Source organism: Copranaerobaculum intestinale (assembly GCF_009831105.1).
In the GTDB taxonomy this organism is placed as follows: Bacteria; Bacillota_I; Bacilli_A; order Erysipelotrichales; family Erysipelotrichaceae; genus Copranaerobaculum; species Copranaerobaculum intestinale.
Genome location: NZ_WUUQ01000001.1, coordinates 355,397 through 373,687 on the forward strand (window position 1 = coordinate 355,397; position 18,291 = coordinate 373,687).

General features: G+C 40.5%; 20 protein-coding genes. 16 read left to right on the forward strand and 4 right to left on the reverse strand.

Going from position 1 to position 18,291, the window contains the following annotated elements:
• Positions 1 to 95: 95 nt before the first annotated feature.
• The 5 genes from ispF to GSF08_RS01790 all read left to right on the forward strand — a co-directional run bounded on the left by ispF (position 96) and on the right by GSF08_RS01790 (position 3,043).
• Positions 96 to 590 carry a 2-C-methyl-D-erythritol 2,4-cyclodiphosphate synthase gene (gene ispF / locus GSF08_RS01770; RefSeq protein WP_160624156.1) on the forward strand — a complete coding sequence of 165 codons (495 nt, stop codon included), beginning with the start codon at positions 96 to 98 and terminating at the stop codon, positions 588 to 590.
• 261 nt (positions 591 to 851) lie between these two features.
• Positions 852 to 1,244: a Fur family transcriptional regulator gene (locus tag GSF08_RS01775; protein ID WP_160624157.1), complete on the forward strand. Its 393-nt coding sequence runs from the start codon at positions 852 to 854 to the stop codon at positions 1,242 to 1,244.
• A 58-nt stretch (positions 1,245 to 1,302) separates the two neighbouring features.
• On the forward strand, positions 1,303 to 1,842 hold the full coding sequence (rbr, locus tag GSF08_RS01780) for a rubrerythrin (RefSeq protein WP_160624158.1): 540 nt from the start codon (positions 1,303 to 1,305) through the stop codon (positions 1,840 to 1,842).
• A 159-nt stretch (positions 1,843 to 2,001) separates the two neighbouring features.
• Positions 2,002 to 2,367: a PadR family transcriptional regulator gene (locus GSF08_RS01785; protein ID WP_160624159.1), complete on the forward strand. Its 366-nt coding sequence runs from the start codon at positions 2,002 to 2,004 to the stop codon at positions 2,365 to 2,367.
• The gene (locus tag GSF08_RS01790; RefSeq protein WP_160624160.1) at positions 2,342 to 3,043 is read left to right on the forward strand and encodes a hypothetical protein; all 702 of its coding nucleotides are present in this window, start codon (positions 2,342 to 2,344) and stop codon (positions 3,041 to 3,043) included. The genes GSF08_RS01785 and GSF08_RS01790 overlap by 26 nt, the downstream gene beginning before the upstream one ends.
• 285 nt (positions 3,044 to 3,328) lie before the next feature.
• Here the strand turns inward: GSF08_RS01790 and GSF08_RS01795 are convergent, their stop codons facing one another.
• Genes GSF08_RS01795 through GSF08_RS01805 form a run of 3 tightly spaced genes read right to left on the reverse strand, consistent with a single transcriptional unit; the run spans position 3,329 to position 6,298 of the window.
• Complete coding sequence (locus GSF08_RS01795) at positions 3,329 to 4,021, reverse strand: GNAT family N-acetyltransferase (RefSeq protein WP_160624161.1); 693 nt, start codon at positions 4,019 to 4,021, stop codon at positions 3,329 to 3,331.
• A 4-nt stretch (positions 4,022 to 4,025) separates the two neighbouring features.
• Positions 4,026 to 4,700, reverse strand: coding sequence for an HAD family hydrolase (locus tag GSF08_RS01800; protein ID WP_160624162.1), 675 nt, complete (start codon positions 4,698 to 4,700; stop codon positions 4,026 to 4,028).
• Complete coding sequence (locus tag GSF08_RS01805) at positions 4,697 to 6,298, reverse strand: glucosaminidase domain-containing protein (RefSeq protein ID WP_160624163.1); 1,602 nt, start codon at positions 6,296 to 6,298, stop codon at positions 4,697 to 4,699. The genes GSF08_RS01800 and GSF08_RS01805 overlap by 4 nt, the downstream gene beginning before the upstream one ends.
• 109 nt (positions 6,299 to 6,407) lie before the next feature.
• Between GSF08_RS01805 and GSF08_RS01810 the strand changes: the two genes are divergently transcribed.
• The 9 genes from GSF08_RS01810 (at position 6,408) to GSF08_RS01850 (ending at position 14,970) form a co-directional block, all read left to right on the forward strand.
• Entirely contained in the window at positions 6,408 to 7,460 is a 1,053-nt protein-coding gene (locus tag GSF08_RS01810; RefSeq protein ID WP_160624164.1) for an Mbeg1-like protein, read from the forward strand.
• Positions 7,461 to 7,703: 243 nt separating this feature from the next.
• The gene (locus GSF08_RS01815) at positions 7,704 to 8,813 is read left to right on the forward strand and encodes a DUF362 domain-containing protein (protein ID WP_160624165.1); all 1,110 of its coding nucleotides are present in this window, start codon (positions 7,704 to 7,706) and stop codon (positions 8,811 to 8,813) included.
• 102 nt (positions 8,814 to 8,915) lie between these two features.
• Positions 8,916 to 9,992 carry a bifunctional chorismate mutase/prephenate dehydratase gene (locus GSF08_RS01820; RefSeq protein ID WP_160624166.1) on the forward strand — a complete coding sequence of 359 codons (1,077 nt, stop codon included), beginning with the start codon at positions 8,916 to 8,918 and terminating at the stop codon, positions 9,990 to 9,992.
• Positions 9,993 to 9,996: 4 nt separating this feature from the next.
• Positions 9,997 to 11,238, forward strand: a complete 1,242-nt coding sequence (locus GSF08_RS01825) for a pyridoxal phosphate-dependent aminotransferase (protein ID WP_160624167.1) — start codon at positions 9,997 to 9,999, stop codon at positions 11,236 to 11,238.
• Positions 11,239 to 11,311: 73 nt separating this feature from the next.
• On the forward strand, positions 11,312 to 12,184 hold the full coding sequence (locus GSF08_RS01830; RefSeq protein ID WP_160624168.1) for a hypothetical protein: 873 nt from the start codon (positions 11,312 to 11,314) through the stop codon (positions 12,182 to 12,184).
• On the forward strand, positions 12,181 to 13,104 hold the full coding sequence (locus GSF08_RS01835) for a DUF1848 domain-containing protein (protein ID WP_160624169.1): 924 nt from the start codon (positions 12,181 to 12,183) through the stop codon (positions 13,102 to 13,104). The genes GSF08_RS01830 and GSF08_RS01835 overlap by 4 nt, the downstream gene beginning before the upstream one ends.
• 332 nt (positions 13,105 to 13,436) lie before the next feature.
• Entirely contained in the window at positions 13,437 to 13,886 is a 450-nt protein-coding gene (dtd, locus tag GSF08_RS01840; RefSeq protein WP_160624170.1) for a D-aminoacyl-tRNA deacylase, read from the forward strand.
• Positions 13,887 to 13,895: 9 nt separating this feature from the next.
• A complete protein-coding gene (locus tag GSF08_RS01845) occupies positions 13,896 to 14,759 on the forward strand; it encodes a bifunctional 5,10-methylenetetrahydrofolate dehydrogenase/5,10-methenyltetrahydrofolate cyclohydrolase (RefSeq protein ID WP_160624171.1) in 864 nt (287 codons plus the stop codon).
• Position 14,760: 1 nt separating this feature from the next.
• A complete protein-coding gene (locus tag GSF08_RS01850; RefSeq protein WP_249805806.1) occupies positions 14,761 to 14,970 on the forward strand; it encodes a DUF951 domain-containing protein in 210 nt (69 codons plus the stop codon).
• 25 nt (positions 14,971 to 14,995) lie between these two features.
• Here GSF08_RS01850 and GSF08_RS01855 read toward each other — a convergent pair whose 3' ends face one another.
• Complete coding sequence (locus GSF08_RS01855) at positions 14,996 to 17,473, reverse strand: transporter substrate-binding domain-containing diguanylate cyclase (protein ID WP_160624172.1); 2,478 nt, start codon at positions 17,471 to 17,473, stop codon at positions 14,996 to 14,998.
• Positions 17,474 to 17,668: 195 nt separating this feature from the next.
• Between GSF08_RS01855 and GSF08_RS01860 the strand changes: the two genes are divergently transcribed.
• Together GSF08_RS01860 and GSF08_RS01865 are read left to right on the forward strand one after the other, a co-directional pair.
• Positions 17,669 to 17,872 (forward strand): helix-turn-helix transcriptional regulator, encoded by a 204-nt coding sequence (locus tag GSF08_RS01860; protein ID WP_160624173.1) that lies wholly within the window; start codon positions 17,669 to 17,671, stop codon positions 17,870 to 17,872.
• Between the two features lie 3 nt (positions 17,873 to 17,875).
• Positions 17,876 to 18,286, forward strand: coding sequence for an NADH-quinone oxidoreductase (locus GSF08_RS01865; protein WP_160624174.1), 411 nt, complete (start codon positions 17,876 to 17,878; stop codon positions 18,284 to 18,286).
• Positions 18,287 to 18,291 lie beyond the last annotated feature (5 nt).

Below are 18,291 nucleotides of genomic sequence, written 5' to 3' on the forward strand. Positions count from 1 at the left end.
TAAGGATGTATGAATCATAGAAAATGTCTGTTGTTTATTTTTCTGGCGGAAATGAATAAGTACGGTATAATAAAGATAACAAGGAAGTGAATGATATGTTTCGAATCGGACAATCAAGTGATATCCATCCATTATGTGAAGGCCGCAAATTGGTTATTGGAGGTGTAGAAATACCCCATGAGAAAGGTCTAGCAGGGCATTCTGACGGTGATGCGCTCTGTCATGCGATCGCAGAAAGTATTATTGGTGCATTGGGTGAAGGTGATTTGGGCCGGCACTTCCCGGATACAGATGAACGCTATCGCGGAATATGTTCACTGAAGCTGGTAAGCGCAGCTGCTGAACTCATGAGAAGCAGAAATTATGAACTTGGAAATATTGATGCATTGATTATGATTGAAAGACCCAAAATGGCTCCTCATATTGAAAAAATGAAAGCCAATCTCGCTGAAGCATTGGGCTGTGATCAATCACAAATCAATGTCAAAGCAACAAGAGGTGAGAAGCTTGGTTATGTTGGGCGCGAAGAGGGAGTACTTGCACAAGCGGTTGTTTTATTGGAAAAGAAGCAGGCTGTTGAGTTGTTATAAATTCATGTATGAAAAAAGGTATCATCAGGATACTTTTTTTATGTTTATAAAATGTTTGACGCTCAGCAGTGTTTTTCAGGTCAGGAAAGGTGATAGGAATGCAAACAAAGCGTGAACGATGATTGAACTGCACGTAATATCAAAAGCTGAAAGAATACCTTGTAAGTTTCTTATCAAAATCTATTGAAAATTCTATGAAGTACTTGACTTTTTTAAATTAAGAATTATAATAAGAATTGTTCTTAATATGGAGGCGTTGTTATGATTAGAAAACAGTCAAAGCAGCGTGATATCGTATTACAGTACATGAAGACTATGGAAGGTCATGCCAGCGCGGAGGAAATTTTTGCGGCACTGAATAAAGATGAAAAAACAATCTCTCTGGCGACCGTGTATCGTAATTTGAATATTCTCGCGCAAATGAATGAAATTAAGAAAATTGCCCATCCTATATATGGTTATGTGTATGATAAGACATGTAAACCGCATTATCATCTTCATTGTGTTAAGTGCAATGAGCTGCTGGATCTGGACATACCATACCGGGATGCAATGAATGAAGAATTCTCACATTTATGCAATCATGATTTGCAGTCACACTCGCTGATTTTTGAGGGTGTGTGTGAGAACTGCCGGAAAAAATCGGCAAATTAATCAGACCTTATCTGTGTTAAGACACAGAAGGATATAAAATGACAGGAGGAAAATTAACATGGATTTAAAAGGATCAAAGACTGAACAGAACTTAATGGCTGCATTTGCTGGTGAATCACAGGCACGCAACAAGTACACGTACTATGCGGAAAAAGCTCGTGAAGAAGGCATGGATCAGATTGCCCGTATTTTTGAAGAAACTGCCCGCAATGAACAGGAACACGCAAAATTATGGTTCAAAGCACTTCACGGTGATAAAGTTGATACGACTGATGTTAACCTGAAGGATGCTGCTGCCGGTGAAAACTATGAGTGGACCGATATGTATAAAGGATTCGCTGAAACTGCAAAAGAAGAAGGCTTCAATAAAATTGCTTTCCAGATGGAGCAGGTAGCAAAGATTGAAAAACATCATGAAGAAAGATACTTGGCACTGCTGAAAAATGTAGTAGAAGGTAAAGTATTTGAAAAAGAAGAGTCTGTTGTTTGGGTTTGCGACATCTGCGGTTACCGTCATGAAGGACCTGTTGCCCCAGGTGCTTGCCCGGTATGCGGTTATTCAAAAGCTCATTTCTCAATGGAAGCTCAAAACTACTAAGATAAAATTTTTAGAAAGCTACTGTAATGCGTATGAAAACTGTCCAATTTTTTGGGCGGTTTTTTATCATGTTCATATTCTCAATAGTTCGCTTGACAGATTGCTGTTATCCGATATAATAAAGTTAGGTATCTTGCGAGACAAGGTAGGTGGTTGGTCATGTTTGATAAAACGCAGCTAATGCGTGGGAGTCTGGAAGGATGTATTCTGAAAATCATTGAAAAAAGAATGACTTATGGCTATGAAATAACAGAACAGCTCCAGCAGATTGGCTTTCAGGATATACGAGAAGGAAGTATTTATCCAATTTTGTTAAGGCTGGAGAGGCAGGCTTACATTCAATCCACACTCAAGGAATCACCCTTCGGTCCCAAACGTAAATATTATACAATCAGCGAACTCGGAAAAGCCTATTTGTCAGAGTTCTATGAAAACTGGAAACAAGTGTATTACAGTGTGCATACGCTTTTTGAGGAAGATGACAGAGAGGATGATCAACATGTTCAGAAAAACAGAAACGGATAAGATGCTGAAGCAGGAAGTGAAACAGCTGCGAGGAGTATATAAAAAAACATATCGAGATATGAATATTTATCTGGGAAGCTTTTCTCTAAATTATTATGCAAAGCAAGAGGTTTTACTGGAGCTTGCTGGTATTTGTCTTGAAAATCAAAAGCGAAACAGCCCTATCGAAGAAGTATTCAATCATAATAGTAAAGCCTTCTGTAATTCGTTGATAGAAAACTGCAAGCGCAAAACCGTGATGGAAAAATTACTGGAATATGCGGTCGTGCTGGTTTTTCTCAGCTTGCTAGGATTTCTTTTTATCTGCATCGCAATAGAAATATCGGAAGCTTATCCGGATTTTTCCATGATGGAGCCTCTTTATATAAAACAGGGATCCTTGTATTGCAGTGCATACAACCTCTTACCGCTGCTTGGCATACCGCTTTTGTTTTTTTTCATGAATCAAATACAATATCGTTTTGTCTATGCTTCTAAAGGACTCTTAATTTTTCTGCTATTTATCGGTTATTTCATTATCAACATGATCTTACAGTATGTTTTTAAAAACATTTTGGAGGAATCAATACTTGTGCTGCCGATTTTTCTTACCATTTTCTGTTTAAGTATCGCTACGGTCATTTTGTGCTATGCTTATTTTGCTTGTCAACTGAAAAGCAATCATGGTATACAATAAAGATTATTTTAATTTCATAAGTCTTTGAAAGACGAGGCTTGTAAAATTTTTATCATGAAATGATCAGGCTATTTTATTGCAAATTTTGTTCCATGAGCTTAACAAGCGCAAAACAATGATATGATCCCACCAAAGAAGCTTGCTGAAATGAATTTCAGGAGATCAAAAAAGGTGGGATTTTTTATAAGATATCAGTTACATGACCTATAACAATTAACAATGATTATTTCAGGGTTCATTCTGCCGAATGATCTCAAGAACTTTTGGCATTTTAGTTAGGATTTTTTAATTGCCGAAATACCAGTAAGTCGGTTCATTACAGATTGTAAATCCGCTTTTCTTTTGAAGGGCAAAAGATGCAGTATTATTTTGAATAATTTGGCCGTACACATAAGCACCCTGCTTTTTCAGCTCATTGGACATAGCATTTTGTAAAGCCAAAGCGAGGCCTTTGCGTTGATACTGCGGCAATACTTCCAGCATGCCCATTGCTCCTTCGCGATGTGTTCCAATGAAGCCGACTGGTTCATCGCAGTAGAAAACACCGAGGATGCCAGCATTCATCCGATCCCGCATATGCTCAAATGTACAGAGCTCTTTTACCGAGTAATGCTCCACCACAAAAGGAATATGCTCTTCCTTCATCCATTCCAGTTTAAAATCTTTTGGCAGCTTTACCGGCAGCGGCTCTGCTTTTAAATTCACGCTGTTATAGCTCAGCATATCCGGTAGTATATGCGATTTTAATTTCACTTCAAACAATCGTTTTTGAAACAGAAAAACTTCCTCTGCCGTATTTGGAATAACCTGTACTACATGATCTGCTTCCTCATCCTTTTCACAGGCTCCAATGTATATGCCGGAGCAGCGATCATACAGCACCAAAGAGGCTTCGCTTTCCCATAATACTTGGTAATCATTGTGACGCATAATCTCCAGGATGGGTGTGTAAAGCAGAATGTTTTTATTTATTTGCATATTTTCACCTCCGAAAAATAGATGTATCAAAGTCTGTAAAGTTTTGAATTACCTGAATAACACCGGGTAAAGCTTGATAGATACTCGCTTTATCAGCTGGGGCAAGAGCGATAATCATACCGGCGTTTATCTGATTGGCAAACTGAATACCGGATATTGAATCTTCAATGATCAGACAGTTTTCAATCGGCAGCTGCATGATCTGTGCTGCTTTTAAAAACATATCAGTTTTATCCTTATTGACACCGTCATCATATGTGATATGCTCATCGTCAAACCAGGTATTCAGCTGAAAGACTGACTTGAAGAACTCAACGTTTTCACGGATGGATGCAGTGGCGATGCTCTGCGGAATATCATGCTTCTGCAGCCAATCAAAAAGCTTTTCTGCCCCTGGCGCAAGATGCAAAAAGGATGGATCCTTACTGCACAGCATACGATAGATTTCCTCTTTCATTCTTGAATAATTCTTAGCTTCTTCATCGCTGATCGAATGATCGAGCAAGTAGCTGATAATTTGCGTATTGATCTGCCCATGTACATGCTCTGCCATTTCTGTGTCATCCAAGGGGGTTCCCCGTAATCGTTTTGCCATGATTGACCAGGCTTCCTGATGTTTTAAGCTGTCCCAGAATAATGTACCGTTAAAATCAAAAATAACGCCTTTTATCTGCTTCATTTTCCGATTACCTCCTTAACTGCACTCGCTGGTATATACGCTATATTATGCCGTTGATCATATACACCGTTATCATGCTTGACCGCAGTGTGATCATCATTCAAAACTGCATCACTTTGAATGCGATACCATTCATCACTGTTTTCATAATAGGAACCTTTTACCTTTTCTAATAGGGTAACCGCATAATTTTCAGTATTGGGTGAGTAATAGAGCAATTTGGATGAAGGGTCGGCCTTTTGATAAACACCCCATGATTTTCGTCCGTCTATAATACCGATGACAGCGATGCTTTGATCCTTTTTACCCATAGTTTCATCAAAATTGCGATAATGAGCAGCAGCTTTTTCGCCCCAATAGGGATCTGATGCGTAACGTACATTCATGCCGCCGCTTTTATCTCCAAAGAATCCGCCATAGTAGCGATTCCCATTCGCATTACGGCAAGCTTTCGGATCGTCTGTCTGTATTGATTGATCACAGGGATCCAAATAACCATTGGAAAGATAAACTTTTGCGTGAGCGTGAATACTGGCGGCAGCATTTTTATAACGCGCTGCATTGCCATCAGGATCTATATCAAAAGCAGCATGAGAAAATAAATTATTGGTTTTCAGTGCCAGTTCACTGCGGCCATAACTGCTTTCATTCATGGCTAAGGAAAGCATCATCAAAGCATTTGCACCGTATTGATTTTGATAGCGGATAAATGCTGCGCCCTCTTGGCTAAGCAGCGATTCATTGCTTGCGGCAGTATTTCCTACGGGTTTGCCTGTATATCCCAGATAGTTGGATATATACCAGTTGATATCCGCTGCAAAATAGCTGCTGCGTGCGCGATGAGACAAAAACTGATAGTAATTATAGTAAGGTTTATTGATATTCAGAGCATGAGCGTGTGACTGATTGCGTTCATCATCTGCCATGTCGGAAAAAGCTGAATAGAAATAATGCCCGTCATAGCTGTATAAATCTTGATTCGGATTGGAAAATTCAGGTTCTCCAATGTTGACGGCAGCGGTATGGCTTTTTGTGAGATTGGTTGTTATCAGATGGTACATGCCGCCGCCGCGCTGCTGATAGATTGATAGAGATGCGATCTTCGGATCACTGATACTTAGAATTTCCACATCATTTGCAGATACCCAGCCGATGGTGCCGCTCTGCTTAAACTTTACCTTTTTCAGATCATTTGATCGTCCAAGGAATAGGGCATCTGCTCCATAACATCCGTTTGTATAGTTTATCTGATTAGTTTGATCTGTTATAAAGGATGTGTTTTCGCGACATGCCTTGGTTCTGAAATTAACGATTCCATATCGGATATCAATGATTTCGTCATTTGCCAAAATTGCCGCATTCTCAGTTCCGGCTGTGATGATTGAGCTCATTGCGGCTTGTGCCTGTTGATACTGGTGATAATACTGAATCGTTTCTTTCTGATTTTGCTCATTAAAAACTGCGACTTCATAGAGGATCGGCCTGCTTTTAAAAATAACAAGCAGAAATATAGCGGCGATCAGTAAGATACCGCAGGCTGCCCATTCAGCCGGTTTCATTTTCATCTTTGTACGTTTTCTTTTCTTTTGCTTTTTCATAACTATCATTTTACACAATATAATTGCTTTTTGCATTACCTTTCCTGCGATTACCTTTGCCGTGCCTGTGATTTTTATCTCACATATCCTATGAAGAAGGGGGGATACTATGAATCTATTTCAACTGCGTGAGCTTGCTTATCTTGCTTATTTTGATCTGCCTGATTCAACGTGGATCGGAAACAGTGTCAAGGCATTTGCGAAATGGCTGCTGAATCAAAGTGATCATAAAAAGGACGAGCATTTAGCGCACCTAAATGATAATATTTATCAACAGGTTGTCATTGAGGATTATGAGAATGAGAATGAAACGACTGGTCTGGCTGTTTATTTATTTCAATTCCGTGATGAACATTTGTTTGTATTTCGCGGCAGTGAATCCTATCATGCAGGAACAGAAGCGAAAGGATGGCAGGATTGGGAAGATAATTTCGATACTATATTTAATGAGAATACAGTTCAGGAACAAGCGGCTTTAGAATTTGTCAATCATCATCATAATCTTGATCATATAACACTCTGTGGACATTCTAAGGGAGGGAAGCTGGCAGTCTACACATCACTTAAGATAGATGATTCGATGAATGATCGCATGGAAATGGTAGTGGGTTTTAATGCCCCAGGCATTCTGCCGGAAATGAAGAAGCAATATCGCAAGCGGATACAATCTGCTGCTTATCAAAAGAAAGTATATCTGCTTGATAATGAATATGATATTGTATCAGCGCTTTTCTATCCTGTGGTGAAGCCAATCTTCATCAAGTCGAAACGCAAAGGAGATACCTTGGAGAATGTGATAAAGGCGCACGGATTATTCGAATATGAGGAGGATGGGATGCGCTTTGTGACGACAGCGCATCGTGCCGTTTATGCCAGAGAAATTCATTTCTTATTCAATACGCTGCTTACTCGATTGTCGCCGCAGGAGCTGCGAGTGCTCACCTTGCCTGCTTTTGCGTACTTTGCATTAGATACACCGTTAGAGTCCTTCATACGCTATCTGTATTCCATGCTTCAACAGAGTCAAAAACAGCTGGATCAAGTGCATCAGGAACAGACAAACGGAGTATTCAAGCACCTTTCAAAAAAAGGATCATGGCATATAGAACCGGATATACTGAGTGTATCTGCCTGCAATCAAATGATTGAAACGCATATCTAACAGACAGTTTGCTGTCTGTTTTTTATGATCTGTTAAATAAAAGGTGCTAAAAATGTTTATATAGATAAATGAGAAGTTCATTTCAAAAGTATATATGATCATAGCGGTGATCAAAACACACCAATCATGAATCAAACCCTTTACCATATACTTTGCGTTGCTTACATTTTCTTCTGTAATGCTTGATAATCCATTGTAAAGTTTTACCAGTCGCTTTATAATGACAGTAACGGAGGTATGATTATGAATAAGTCAAATGTTTACTACTGTGATTTACATACCGGTTTCAACATGAATCTGCTGCAGAAGCTGAAAAAGCTGATGCTGGCGGCAGGCATTAAGAATATTGATTTTCAGGATAAATTTGCGGCAATTAAAATTCACTTCGGAGAGCCGGGAAATCTGGCTTATCTTCGTCCCAATTACGCTAAGGTCATGGTTGATCTGGTAAAGGAGCTGGGGGGAAAACCATTTTTGACGGACTGTAATACGTTGTATGTCGGTCGTAGAAAAAATGCCTTGGATCATTTAGATGCGGCATATGAAAATGGCTTTAATCCCTTTGCGACCGGCTGTCACTGCATCATTGCGGATGGCTTGAAGGGTACGGATGAAACGTTGGTTGCGATTGACGGCGATTATGTAAAAGAAGCAAAGATCGGAACGGCAATTATGGACGCGGATATTTTCCTGACACTGACTCATTTCAAAGGGCATGAAGAAACCGGATTCGGCGGAACTTTAAAAAACATCGGTATGGGATGCGGATCGCGCGCCGGGAAAATGGAAATGCATTATGACGGCAAACCGGTGATCGATCAAAAAGCTTGTGTCGGCTGTCATCAGTGTGCAAGAATCTGCGGGCAGGACGCTATTGCTTATACAGATGAAAATAAGGCAATGATCAATTATGACCGTTGTGTTGGCTGCGGACGCTGCATCGGTGCCTGTAATGTCGATGCCATCAGTCCTGATAATGGATCTGCGAATGATCTTTTGAATAAGAAAATTGCGGAATATGCTTATGCGGTCATAAAAGACCGTCCTAACTTCCATGTATCTTTGGTCATCGATGTTTCTCCGAACTGCGACTGTCACGATGAAAATGATCTCCCGATCATCGGTGATGTAGGTATGTTTGCTTCTTTTGATCCGATTGCCCTGGATCAGGCATGCGCGGATATGGCGAATCAGGCACCGGTGATTCCGGATAGTGTATTAGATCATCAGCCGCATCATACACACGATCATTTCATTAACAACCATCCGGATACGGACTGGCGGGTATGTCTTGAGCATGGTGAAAAGCTTGGGATGGGAAGCCGAACATACAACTTAATCAAAATAGATTGACTCTCATCCTTGATGAGAGTTTTTCATATTTCTTTCATGAAAGTAAATGTAAAGATATAATGATAATATGCTATAATAGCACTATTAAAAGGAAGTGATACGATGGATCAGTTGGAACAGGCAAGAGTAGAAATCAATGCGATCGATAAAGAAATGGCAGCTCTCTTCGAACGGCGTATGCAGGCAGTAAACGATGTCGCTGCCTATAAGCTTGCTCATCAACTGCCGATTCTGGATGTATCCAGAGAACAGGCGGTCATTCGTAAGAATCTGGAGTATTTGCAGGATGAAAGTTTAAAACCGTATTTTCAGCAGGTGCTGGAAATGATGATGCAAGTATCACGTGACTTTCAAAAGCATAAAATTGGACAGCGCTGTGTTGTCTATCCGGGAGTAGAAGGAGCCTTTTCTCATATTGCGGCGAAGCAGCTGTTTCCTGAAGCATCATTACATCAGGTATATACCTTTGAGGAAGCGTTTCAGGCAGTCGAATGCGGAGAAGCCGAATTTGGTGTGGTGCCGTTTGAAAATTCCTATACCGGTGAAGTGGGAGAGGTTCTCGATCATCTGCTGTATTACGATTTGCATATCCAGGATGTTTATGATTTAAAGATTCAGCAGAATCTGCTGGTGCTTCCTGGTACTGATCTTGCTGATATTAAGCAAGTGTATTCTCATCCGCAGGCTATCTCACAGAGCCGTAAGTTTCTGGACTGCTATCACTGGGAAGTGATTCCCTATACGAATACTGCTACAGCGGCAAAATATGTATCGGAAACAAAAGATCCTTCTAAGGCTGCGATCGCGTCCGGAGAAACTGCGGCGCTTTATGGTCTGGAGATTCTGAAAGAACATATTAATACCAGTGATCAAAATACCACGCGCTTTATCGTAATCAGCAAACAGATGCGAAGCTTTGGAAATCGTTTTCATATTCTGTTTACCCTGCGCCACGATGCCGGGCAGCTTGCCAAGGTTATGCAGCTGATTGCAGAATACGGCTTCAATATGGAAAGCATCAAATCACGGCCGCTGCATGATCAGCCATGGCAGTATTATTTCTATGTTGAACTGGATGGCAATATCGCGGATCCGCATACCGCTGATCTGTTAAGAGCACTGGAAAAACAATGTGAAAAAGTAAAATTATTAGGAGCATTTAATGCCCGGAAAGGATAATTGTATGCGTTTTGTGAAAGATGAAGTGAATACAACACCGATCGAGGATACGGTATTTGCGGTTGTAAAAAAAGCTAAGGCAGCGATTGCAGAGCTTGGTGAGGATAGGGTAATCAATGCGACCATCGGTTCACTCTATGATGAGGATGAAAAGCTTGTTGCATTTGAAACAGTATTTCATCACTATGATGAAATCACCAAAGAAACAAAGGCTGCTTACGCGGCTAGCTTTACCGGCAATGATGATTTTCGCGAACAGGTTTATAATTGGGTATGTCAAAATCACAAGCTGAATTTGAAGCATCGAGTTATCGCGACACCGGGCGGAACCGGCGCCGTAAGTCTTTGCTTCAATGAGCTTTTAGATGAAGGACAGACGGCGATTATTCCGGAAATCGCATGGGGATCCTATGCATTGATGGCAGAAATGCATAATTTAAAAATTGCCCGTTATTCTTTGTTTAAAGATAATCACTTTGATATGGAATCCTTTCAGAAAACTTGCCTTAAAGTTTTAGATGAACAAAATAAATTGATGGTAGTTATCAATGATCCTTGTCATAATCCAACCGGATATTCCTTGTCGATCCAGGAGTGGGAAACAATTATACAGTTTCTGAATGAATGCGGAGAAAAGGCGCCGGTCGTACTGCTGAATGATATTGCCTACATCGATTATGCTTATGATTGCCAGCACTCTCGTGACTATCTGAAAACACTCGAGAGTATGAGCGAACATGTCATGTGTGTTATAGCATTCAGCTGCAGTAAAACGTTAACGTCTTACGGTCTTCGCTGTGGGGCGGCGCTGGCACTTTCGGCAAGTGAGGAAGCAGTGCGCAGTGTGGAAATAGTCTTTGAAAAAACCGCACGGGCGCTTTGGTCCAATATTCCCAATGCCGCTATGGACAACTTTACTTACGTGACGAGCGTTGATAAAGATGCATATTTGGCAGAGAAAGCGAAATATGTGGCGCTGCTGAAACAGCGCAGTGAGGTATTCCTAAAGGAAGCTGAGGAAGTAAATTTACCGGTATACCCATATAAAGAAGGATTCTTTATCACCGTAGCAGTGCCTGATAATAGCTTACGGGATCTGTATCATGAAGCTTTGATGAAGGAACAAATATATACGGTGAAAGTAAATCATGGTATCCGTGTTGCGGTTTGTTCCTTAAGCGTCAAGCATTGTTATGGATTGGCTGAGCGGATGAAGGATATTTGGGATCAAATTAAGGGAGCGTAAGCTCCTTTTTTGCTGGCGGTATTTGTCGTTCATTAAAAAAACTGTTATGATTATCTCCATAAAGAGGTACTTCATGTTTAAAAATATTGAATATGCATCAGCCAGCCGTAAGGATCAAAATATCGATGTCATCCATGTGAAACCGAATATCGCCTGGATTCTTGATGGTGCGAACAGTTTGTTTCCTTTTCATATCAGCGATGATGAATCGGATGCAAAGTGGTTCGTGAAACAAATTAATGATTATCTGCGCGAGCATGTGAGTAATTTCAGCGATGCGGATGAGCTGTTTCACAATGCTCAAAAAGCAGTGATTGAGCAGTATGAAGCAATGTCCGATGAAGAAATCACCGATATGGAGTATCCCAATACAGCCTTGGCGCTTGTTTATGTCCAGAAGAATCAGTTGTGTTATCATGTACTGGGGCCATGTGAAATACTCTTTCATTTCGATGACGGCAGTACCAAATCTGTCATGGATTTACGATTACCGCATATGGATGCCAGATTGACAAGTATCTGCCGTGATCTGCGAGAAAAGAAGCATGTACCGCTTTACCAAGTACGTACCTTCATGGATCATATGATGATTGAAAATCGACTGCATCGCAATTTGCCGGGGGGCTATTACATTTTGGGAGAAGATCCGTCAGTATGGAGTGAAACGATCACCGGAATGGTTCCGTTAAATCACCTTCATTCTGTATCCCTGATTTGCCATGGATTTGAAGAATATTATCATCCGCCGCGAATGGAAGCAGCGTTGAAGGAGTATATCTTTGTGAAACGCAATCAGAAGCTGGTGAATGATTATGAACAATCCTTGAGAAATCAAGTAGGAAACTTTAATCTGGCACGGTATGTACAGGAACAGTTATCCCGTTCATCAACGTTTGTTACATTTGAGATCGCCAAGGAAATGCTTGAAACAAAGGAGGTCCAATGATCTTATTTGTCAGCGGACGCTGTGATATACCTGCTTTCTATATGCAGTGGTTTATGAAACGTTTGACCGCTGGGTTTGTTGATGTTCGAAATCCATTTAATGAACACCAGATCAGTCGGATTCTGCTGAATGAGGATATGGTTGATTGCCTGTTCTTTTGCACAAAGAACCCGATACCGATGCTTCCTTATTTGGATGAAATAAAACTTCCATACTTTGTTCATGTAACCGTAACGCCTTACCATTCCGACATGGAGTGCCGTGTTCCGGATAAACGGACGATCCTGCAGGCGGTAAAGGACATGGCGGTGAAGCTAGGTAAGGATCGAGTCATGCTTCGTTATGATCCGATCATATTGAATGATCGTTATACAGTCGCGTATCATCAGCGAGCTTTTCATCATTTACTTCAAGAATTAAGCGGCTATATCGATACCTGTATTATCTCCTTTGTCGATCTGTATAAAAATACGCGAGCGAACCAGTCGCTGATACGGATGAAACCAATCACCCCTGATGATATCTATGCCTTGTGCAGTTCTTTTCAAAAGGATGCGGCGTTATATGGTTTTCAAATACAGACATGTGCGGAAGGTAAAATAGATTTAAAGCGTTATCGAATCTATGATCGTCCCTGTGTAGAATTGGAAGCAGTTCAAAAGCTATGCGGAAAAAATCTTCAATACCGTAAAATAGCAGGAGTCCGCAAGCAGCTTTGCGGCTGTCTGCCAACAGTCGATATCGGAGACTATAATGCCTGTGCTCATGAATGTCTGTATTGTTACGCAAATTACAACGCACGGAGCATTCGCGAACGCATGGCTGCACACGATCCGAATGCAAGCGTTCTATTGGGTCATATTGAAGCACAGGATTCAATTACAATACGAAAAGATTATAAGAAGAAAAGCGCAGTGTGATCTGTGCTTTTTTAAAACATTTTCAGATACATTCATAACGGATAGCTGGCACGATGCAGTTGTGATAAGTCTCAGCAGATACAAAAATTAATTGGCCTTCATCTTCTTGTCAACCAAATAACGGTTATCAAAATCATTGAATAGACCAATGATGAAGCAGCCTTGAAGCTTGAATTCATTGTCTCCATGTGTTTATCGTATACGATGTTTTTCTGCGGTATCCAGATTTTGCAGCGCATCTAATGAGATAGGAAATAGTCAGCTTTTTATGGTTGCGAAATACAGGGGGACACGGTATGATTATGATAATAAGGAAAATCAGGAGGTATTTTATGCGGGTAGTTATACAGCGGGTAACACACGCTTCCGTTACCGTCGAAGGTAATGTGATCGGTCAGATTGAGAATGGGTATATGCTTTTGGTGGGAATTACGCATAGTGATACTCCTGAAACAGTGCATAAGGTTGCGAAGAAATGTATAGATCTTCGTATCAATGATGATGAAAACGGAAAAATGAATCTCAGTTTAAAAGATATTAACGGCAGTATTCTGTCTATTTCGCAGTTTACGCTGTATGCAGACTATCGCAAAGGACGCCGCCCGGGTTTTGATAAGGCAGCAAAACCGGAGCAGGCCATTGCACTTTATGAGCTATTCAATCAGGAGCTCAAAGACTTCGGCATTCATGTGGAGACAGGAAAATTCGCTGCTGAGATGAGCTGTGAGCTCTGCAATCAGGGTCCGATCACCATTTTATTGGACAGCGATGAGCTTGCATAGGAGAATATGATGGACAAAATTATTTACGGAGATGTAATTGCGCAGAATATTAAAGACTCTATCAAAGCGCGCATAGATACAATCAAGGAAAAGGGTCAACGCCTGCCTAAGCTGGTCGTTGTAGTTGTCGGAAGTAAAGTGGCTTCTCAATCTTACATTCGGGGCAAAGAAAAAGCATGTCAGGCGATCGGTATGGAAAATGATCTGATTCAGTTGGATGATGCGATTACACAGCAGGAGCTGCTGAGGGTAATACAGCAATTAAATCATGATCATACGGTTGACGGTATTTTGATTCAGATGCCGCTTCCTAAGCATATTCAGGAAAATGAAATTTTGTTTGCGATCGATCCGAATAAAGATGTCGATGGTTTTCATCCTTTTAATGTTGGTAAAATGATGATTCAGGAAAAAACATTCATTCCTTGTACGCCAAAGGGAATCATGACCATCTTAAAACACATCGGATATGAGGATCTGAGCGGCTTGCGGGCAGTTATATTAGGAAGAAGCAATGTTGTCGGCAGGCCGGTTTCTCAGCTGCTGCTGAATCAGCATGCGACAGTCACCGTTTGTCATACGCGAACCGAGGATGTGGCGAAGGAAGCTGCTAATGCAGATATTCTAATCGCAGCGGCGGGTCAGCCGCGGATGGTGAAAGCCGATTGGGTGAAAAACGGGGCTGTTGTCATAGATGTTGGGGTGAACCGGGATGAATGCGGAAAACTATGCGGCGATGTGGATCTTGATGAAGTCATTGCCAAATGCCGTTATATCACACCTGTGCCAAAGGGTGTGGGACCGATGACAATAGCCATGCTACTAGAGAATACGCTGGAAGCGTACGATCTGCATATGGAAAAGGAGGGATAAGATGGCATTGCCTGTACCAGAATATGATATGAATGATATTGTGGAAATGAAGAAGCAGCATCCCTGCCGGAAGTCAACTACCTGGAAAATTATCCGCATGGGTGCCGATATTCGCATTAAGTGTCAGGGCTGCGGTGCTTCTGTATTATTTCCCCGCACTGAATTTGAAAAAAAATTAAAGAAAGTAATTGAACATCATGAATCTCAATAAAAAAGATAACTGTTTGGTTATCTTTTTACATATTTTCATGGTAGAAATAATATCCGTTTCTGCCGCTCTTCTTAACATGATACATACTTTCATCGGCAAAGCGGATGAGCTCGGTCACATCACATGAGTATGTCGTCATTACGATTCCCGCACTCATGGACAGGGAAAGATGATGCTTTTCCACAAACGGAATGTGATTGATCTTATCAAGCATTACACTGCAGCATTCGGCAACCTCCCGCTCACTGGTATTCTGGATGAAAATAATAAATTCATCGCCGCCCAACCGGCCAACCGGACTGTTCAGAAAAATCTTTTTCAGCATTTCAGCTGTCTGACAGAGAACCTTGTCACCTTCCAGATGACCGTAGGTATCATTTATTACTTTGAAATTATCCAAATCCAGTAAGATAAGTGCATGATTGGATGAACATCCCTGCATTCCTTCCTCAATACGTTCGATAATACCACGGCGGTTATAAATACCGGTCAAGCTGTCGGTAATACTTTTGCGGAGCAGAATTTCCCGTTCTTCTACGTCTTTCTGAATATCTTTTACACGACCAACCGCATAATAAGACTGATCTTCTTTTCCCGCGCCTTTGATTACCTTAATGATCAAGCGATACCATTTTTCTTCCTGATCCAATAGCTGAAGCTCTAATTCATCATTCACATCGTTTTCCTGTTTCAGGTAATACAGGATTTTCTCAAGCGCATGATTGGATAATTGACTGCCTTGGGCAAAGGACGGAATCTGATCTACCTCTGCCAATTGATGAATACCGAATTTACTAATTTTTAATTCATCTTTACGGTAATCATATGTAAAAGTCATTTCACCGGAAATTTCGGATAGCTTCTGAAATCTCTGATATTCAAGCTCCATTTCCTGCTTGATTTGAAGCTGCCGTTTATAGTACAGTAAAATACTGAATATGATGACTGCCAATGTCAAAAGCGTGATACTTCCTGCCATCAGCGGATGATCCTGTGTATATTTAATTAAATCAAAACCGCTTTCTACATATCCATTCTTATAAATATATGTAGTTATGTCATCCTGAGAGGCGCGTATTCCTTTATTTAAAATGCTCTTCAGCTGTTGATTATTATGATTCAAAATCGCGAATGAAAATTGACTCTGCATATAATCCGGAGCTGAAAAGAAAGAGAGATTCTTAAAGCGGTGCTTATTCATATAATACGTTACCAAATACTTATTCAAGTAGGTGTAATCTGCTTCTCCAGAGTCTATAGCTTTCAGTATTTCTTCCGGAGTATCATATATCTTCATTTTTTCGGAACCATCCGCATAATTGATATTGGCGCTGGCATCTTCATTGACACCCAATGTTTTTCCGTTTAGCTTAGAGGGACTCACAGCTTTGTTGGTAACCAACTGCATACTCGTACTTAAATATGGATTGGTCAATTCTGCATTTAGAGAAGCTGCATAATCGGCATCATAAGTAACGCCAAGCAGAACATCAATATCTCCTTCATCTAAATAATTTTTATACTCCTTACTGGTTTTCGCTACAATAAAATTGCATTCTAAATTGCTTTGTCTGCTGATGAAATTTAAGACATCGGCACCGACTCCCGATGCTTTTTTATTTAACGTATATTGGATAGGCGCAGCCCCGTCCTTTACCAGGACATTAATCGTTTTTTTCGATTGGATGAATTCCTCTTCTTTCTTACTTAGAACAAAGGTATTGATCCCTGAAAAATAACGATTATAAAGATTGCTGGAAAGCGTTGGATTATTTTGCTGGATATTATTCAGCGCTTGATTGAGCTCCGCCACGATTTCACTCTTTCCTTTTGATACTGCGAAATAGAACGGATCCGGAGAGAATTTAACAATGTTATTGAAATGATCGTTTGCGATAAGATCCACTTCCAAAAGGGCATCCGCTTTTCCTGATGTGACAGCATTTGCTAAATCATCCTCAGAATTACAAAAAACTTTTGTATAAGCAAAACCATTGGCAGATGCGAATTGATCCAGCTTTTGAATACGCTTGGCTGCGGTTTTCAAGACTGCAATTTTTAAATCTTTTTTGTGGGTGAGAGTATTAAAATCATAAATTTCATTTTTATCATTTACCCGCAGAACATTGTAGGAATAGCCATATGGTTCGCTTGGATAATCATAAACCTCCTCGAGTTTTTCACTGTATTTCATAGCTCCCATAATGTCAATTTCACCATTTTCCAGCATATTCAGCAGCTTGGTGAGGCGTTGGTTAATATCCCCTTCTACTTCAACAAATTCATATTCCCAACCGGTATACTGCGCAATCTGCATTAGATAATCATAGTCATAACCATAATAATTGTTTTTATCATCCTTCATTGACAGACCGCTTTGCATCGCCATTCCGACACGAATCGTTTTTTTCTGTTTAGCCTGCGGAAATTGAAGCGTTAAAGAAAAGGTCAACAGAACTGTAAAAAAAGCAATTATTATACGGTGTACTCTTTTTTTAAACATCTGAATTTCAACCCTTCCGTAATATATAACCATTTTATCACATATTAAAAGAAAAGACAGGTGAATAAATGCTTGCTTTCAGATCATTTATGAAGTGTAATTAATTATGTTAGTAATATTAATCATATAAAATGTAATATATACTTGACTTTATGTATAACTGTTTATATAATGATGACAAGTTAGGTGATGTATATGAGTAAAAATTTAAAGGTAAAAGCCGCTCGGGCAGCGATGGATTTGACCCAGCAGGGACTTGCTGATCGAGTGGGAGTCACGCGGCAGACGATGAACGCAATCGAAAAGGGCGATTATAATCCGAGCATCAGGCTTTGTATTGCGATATGCAGGGTACTGCATCAGACACTGAACGACTTGTTTTGGGAAGAGGAGGAATAGTCTATGAATATGGATGAACGACAAATACAAATTCGCGGCAGGATCTTTTTTCATACAATGGCCGGTCTGATCATTGTTCTGCTGTGCGCTGCTTTTATTCAGGATTTCGGAATTTATGACATTGTCAACAAGATCGGATTTTCAGACTTCTTAATTTCGATAGTTATGCTGGCGTCCGCATATGCTTCCTGCGCGCTGCTTTTTAAAGATGCTTATTTTGGCATGCATAGTCAGCAGCAGATGACCTTCTTCATGATTTTCTTTTTCATCATCACAATTATAGACGATGTACTGTTTGTGAGTGACCGTCTGCGCGGCGAAACACTTACCATGATCATTGCGGCATCCTTGGTGATGGTGAACGCGATCAGTATTTCCTTTCTTTGCATGCGCAGAAGGCAAAATCGCAATTAAAGTAG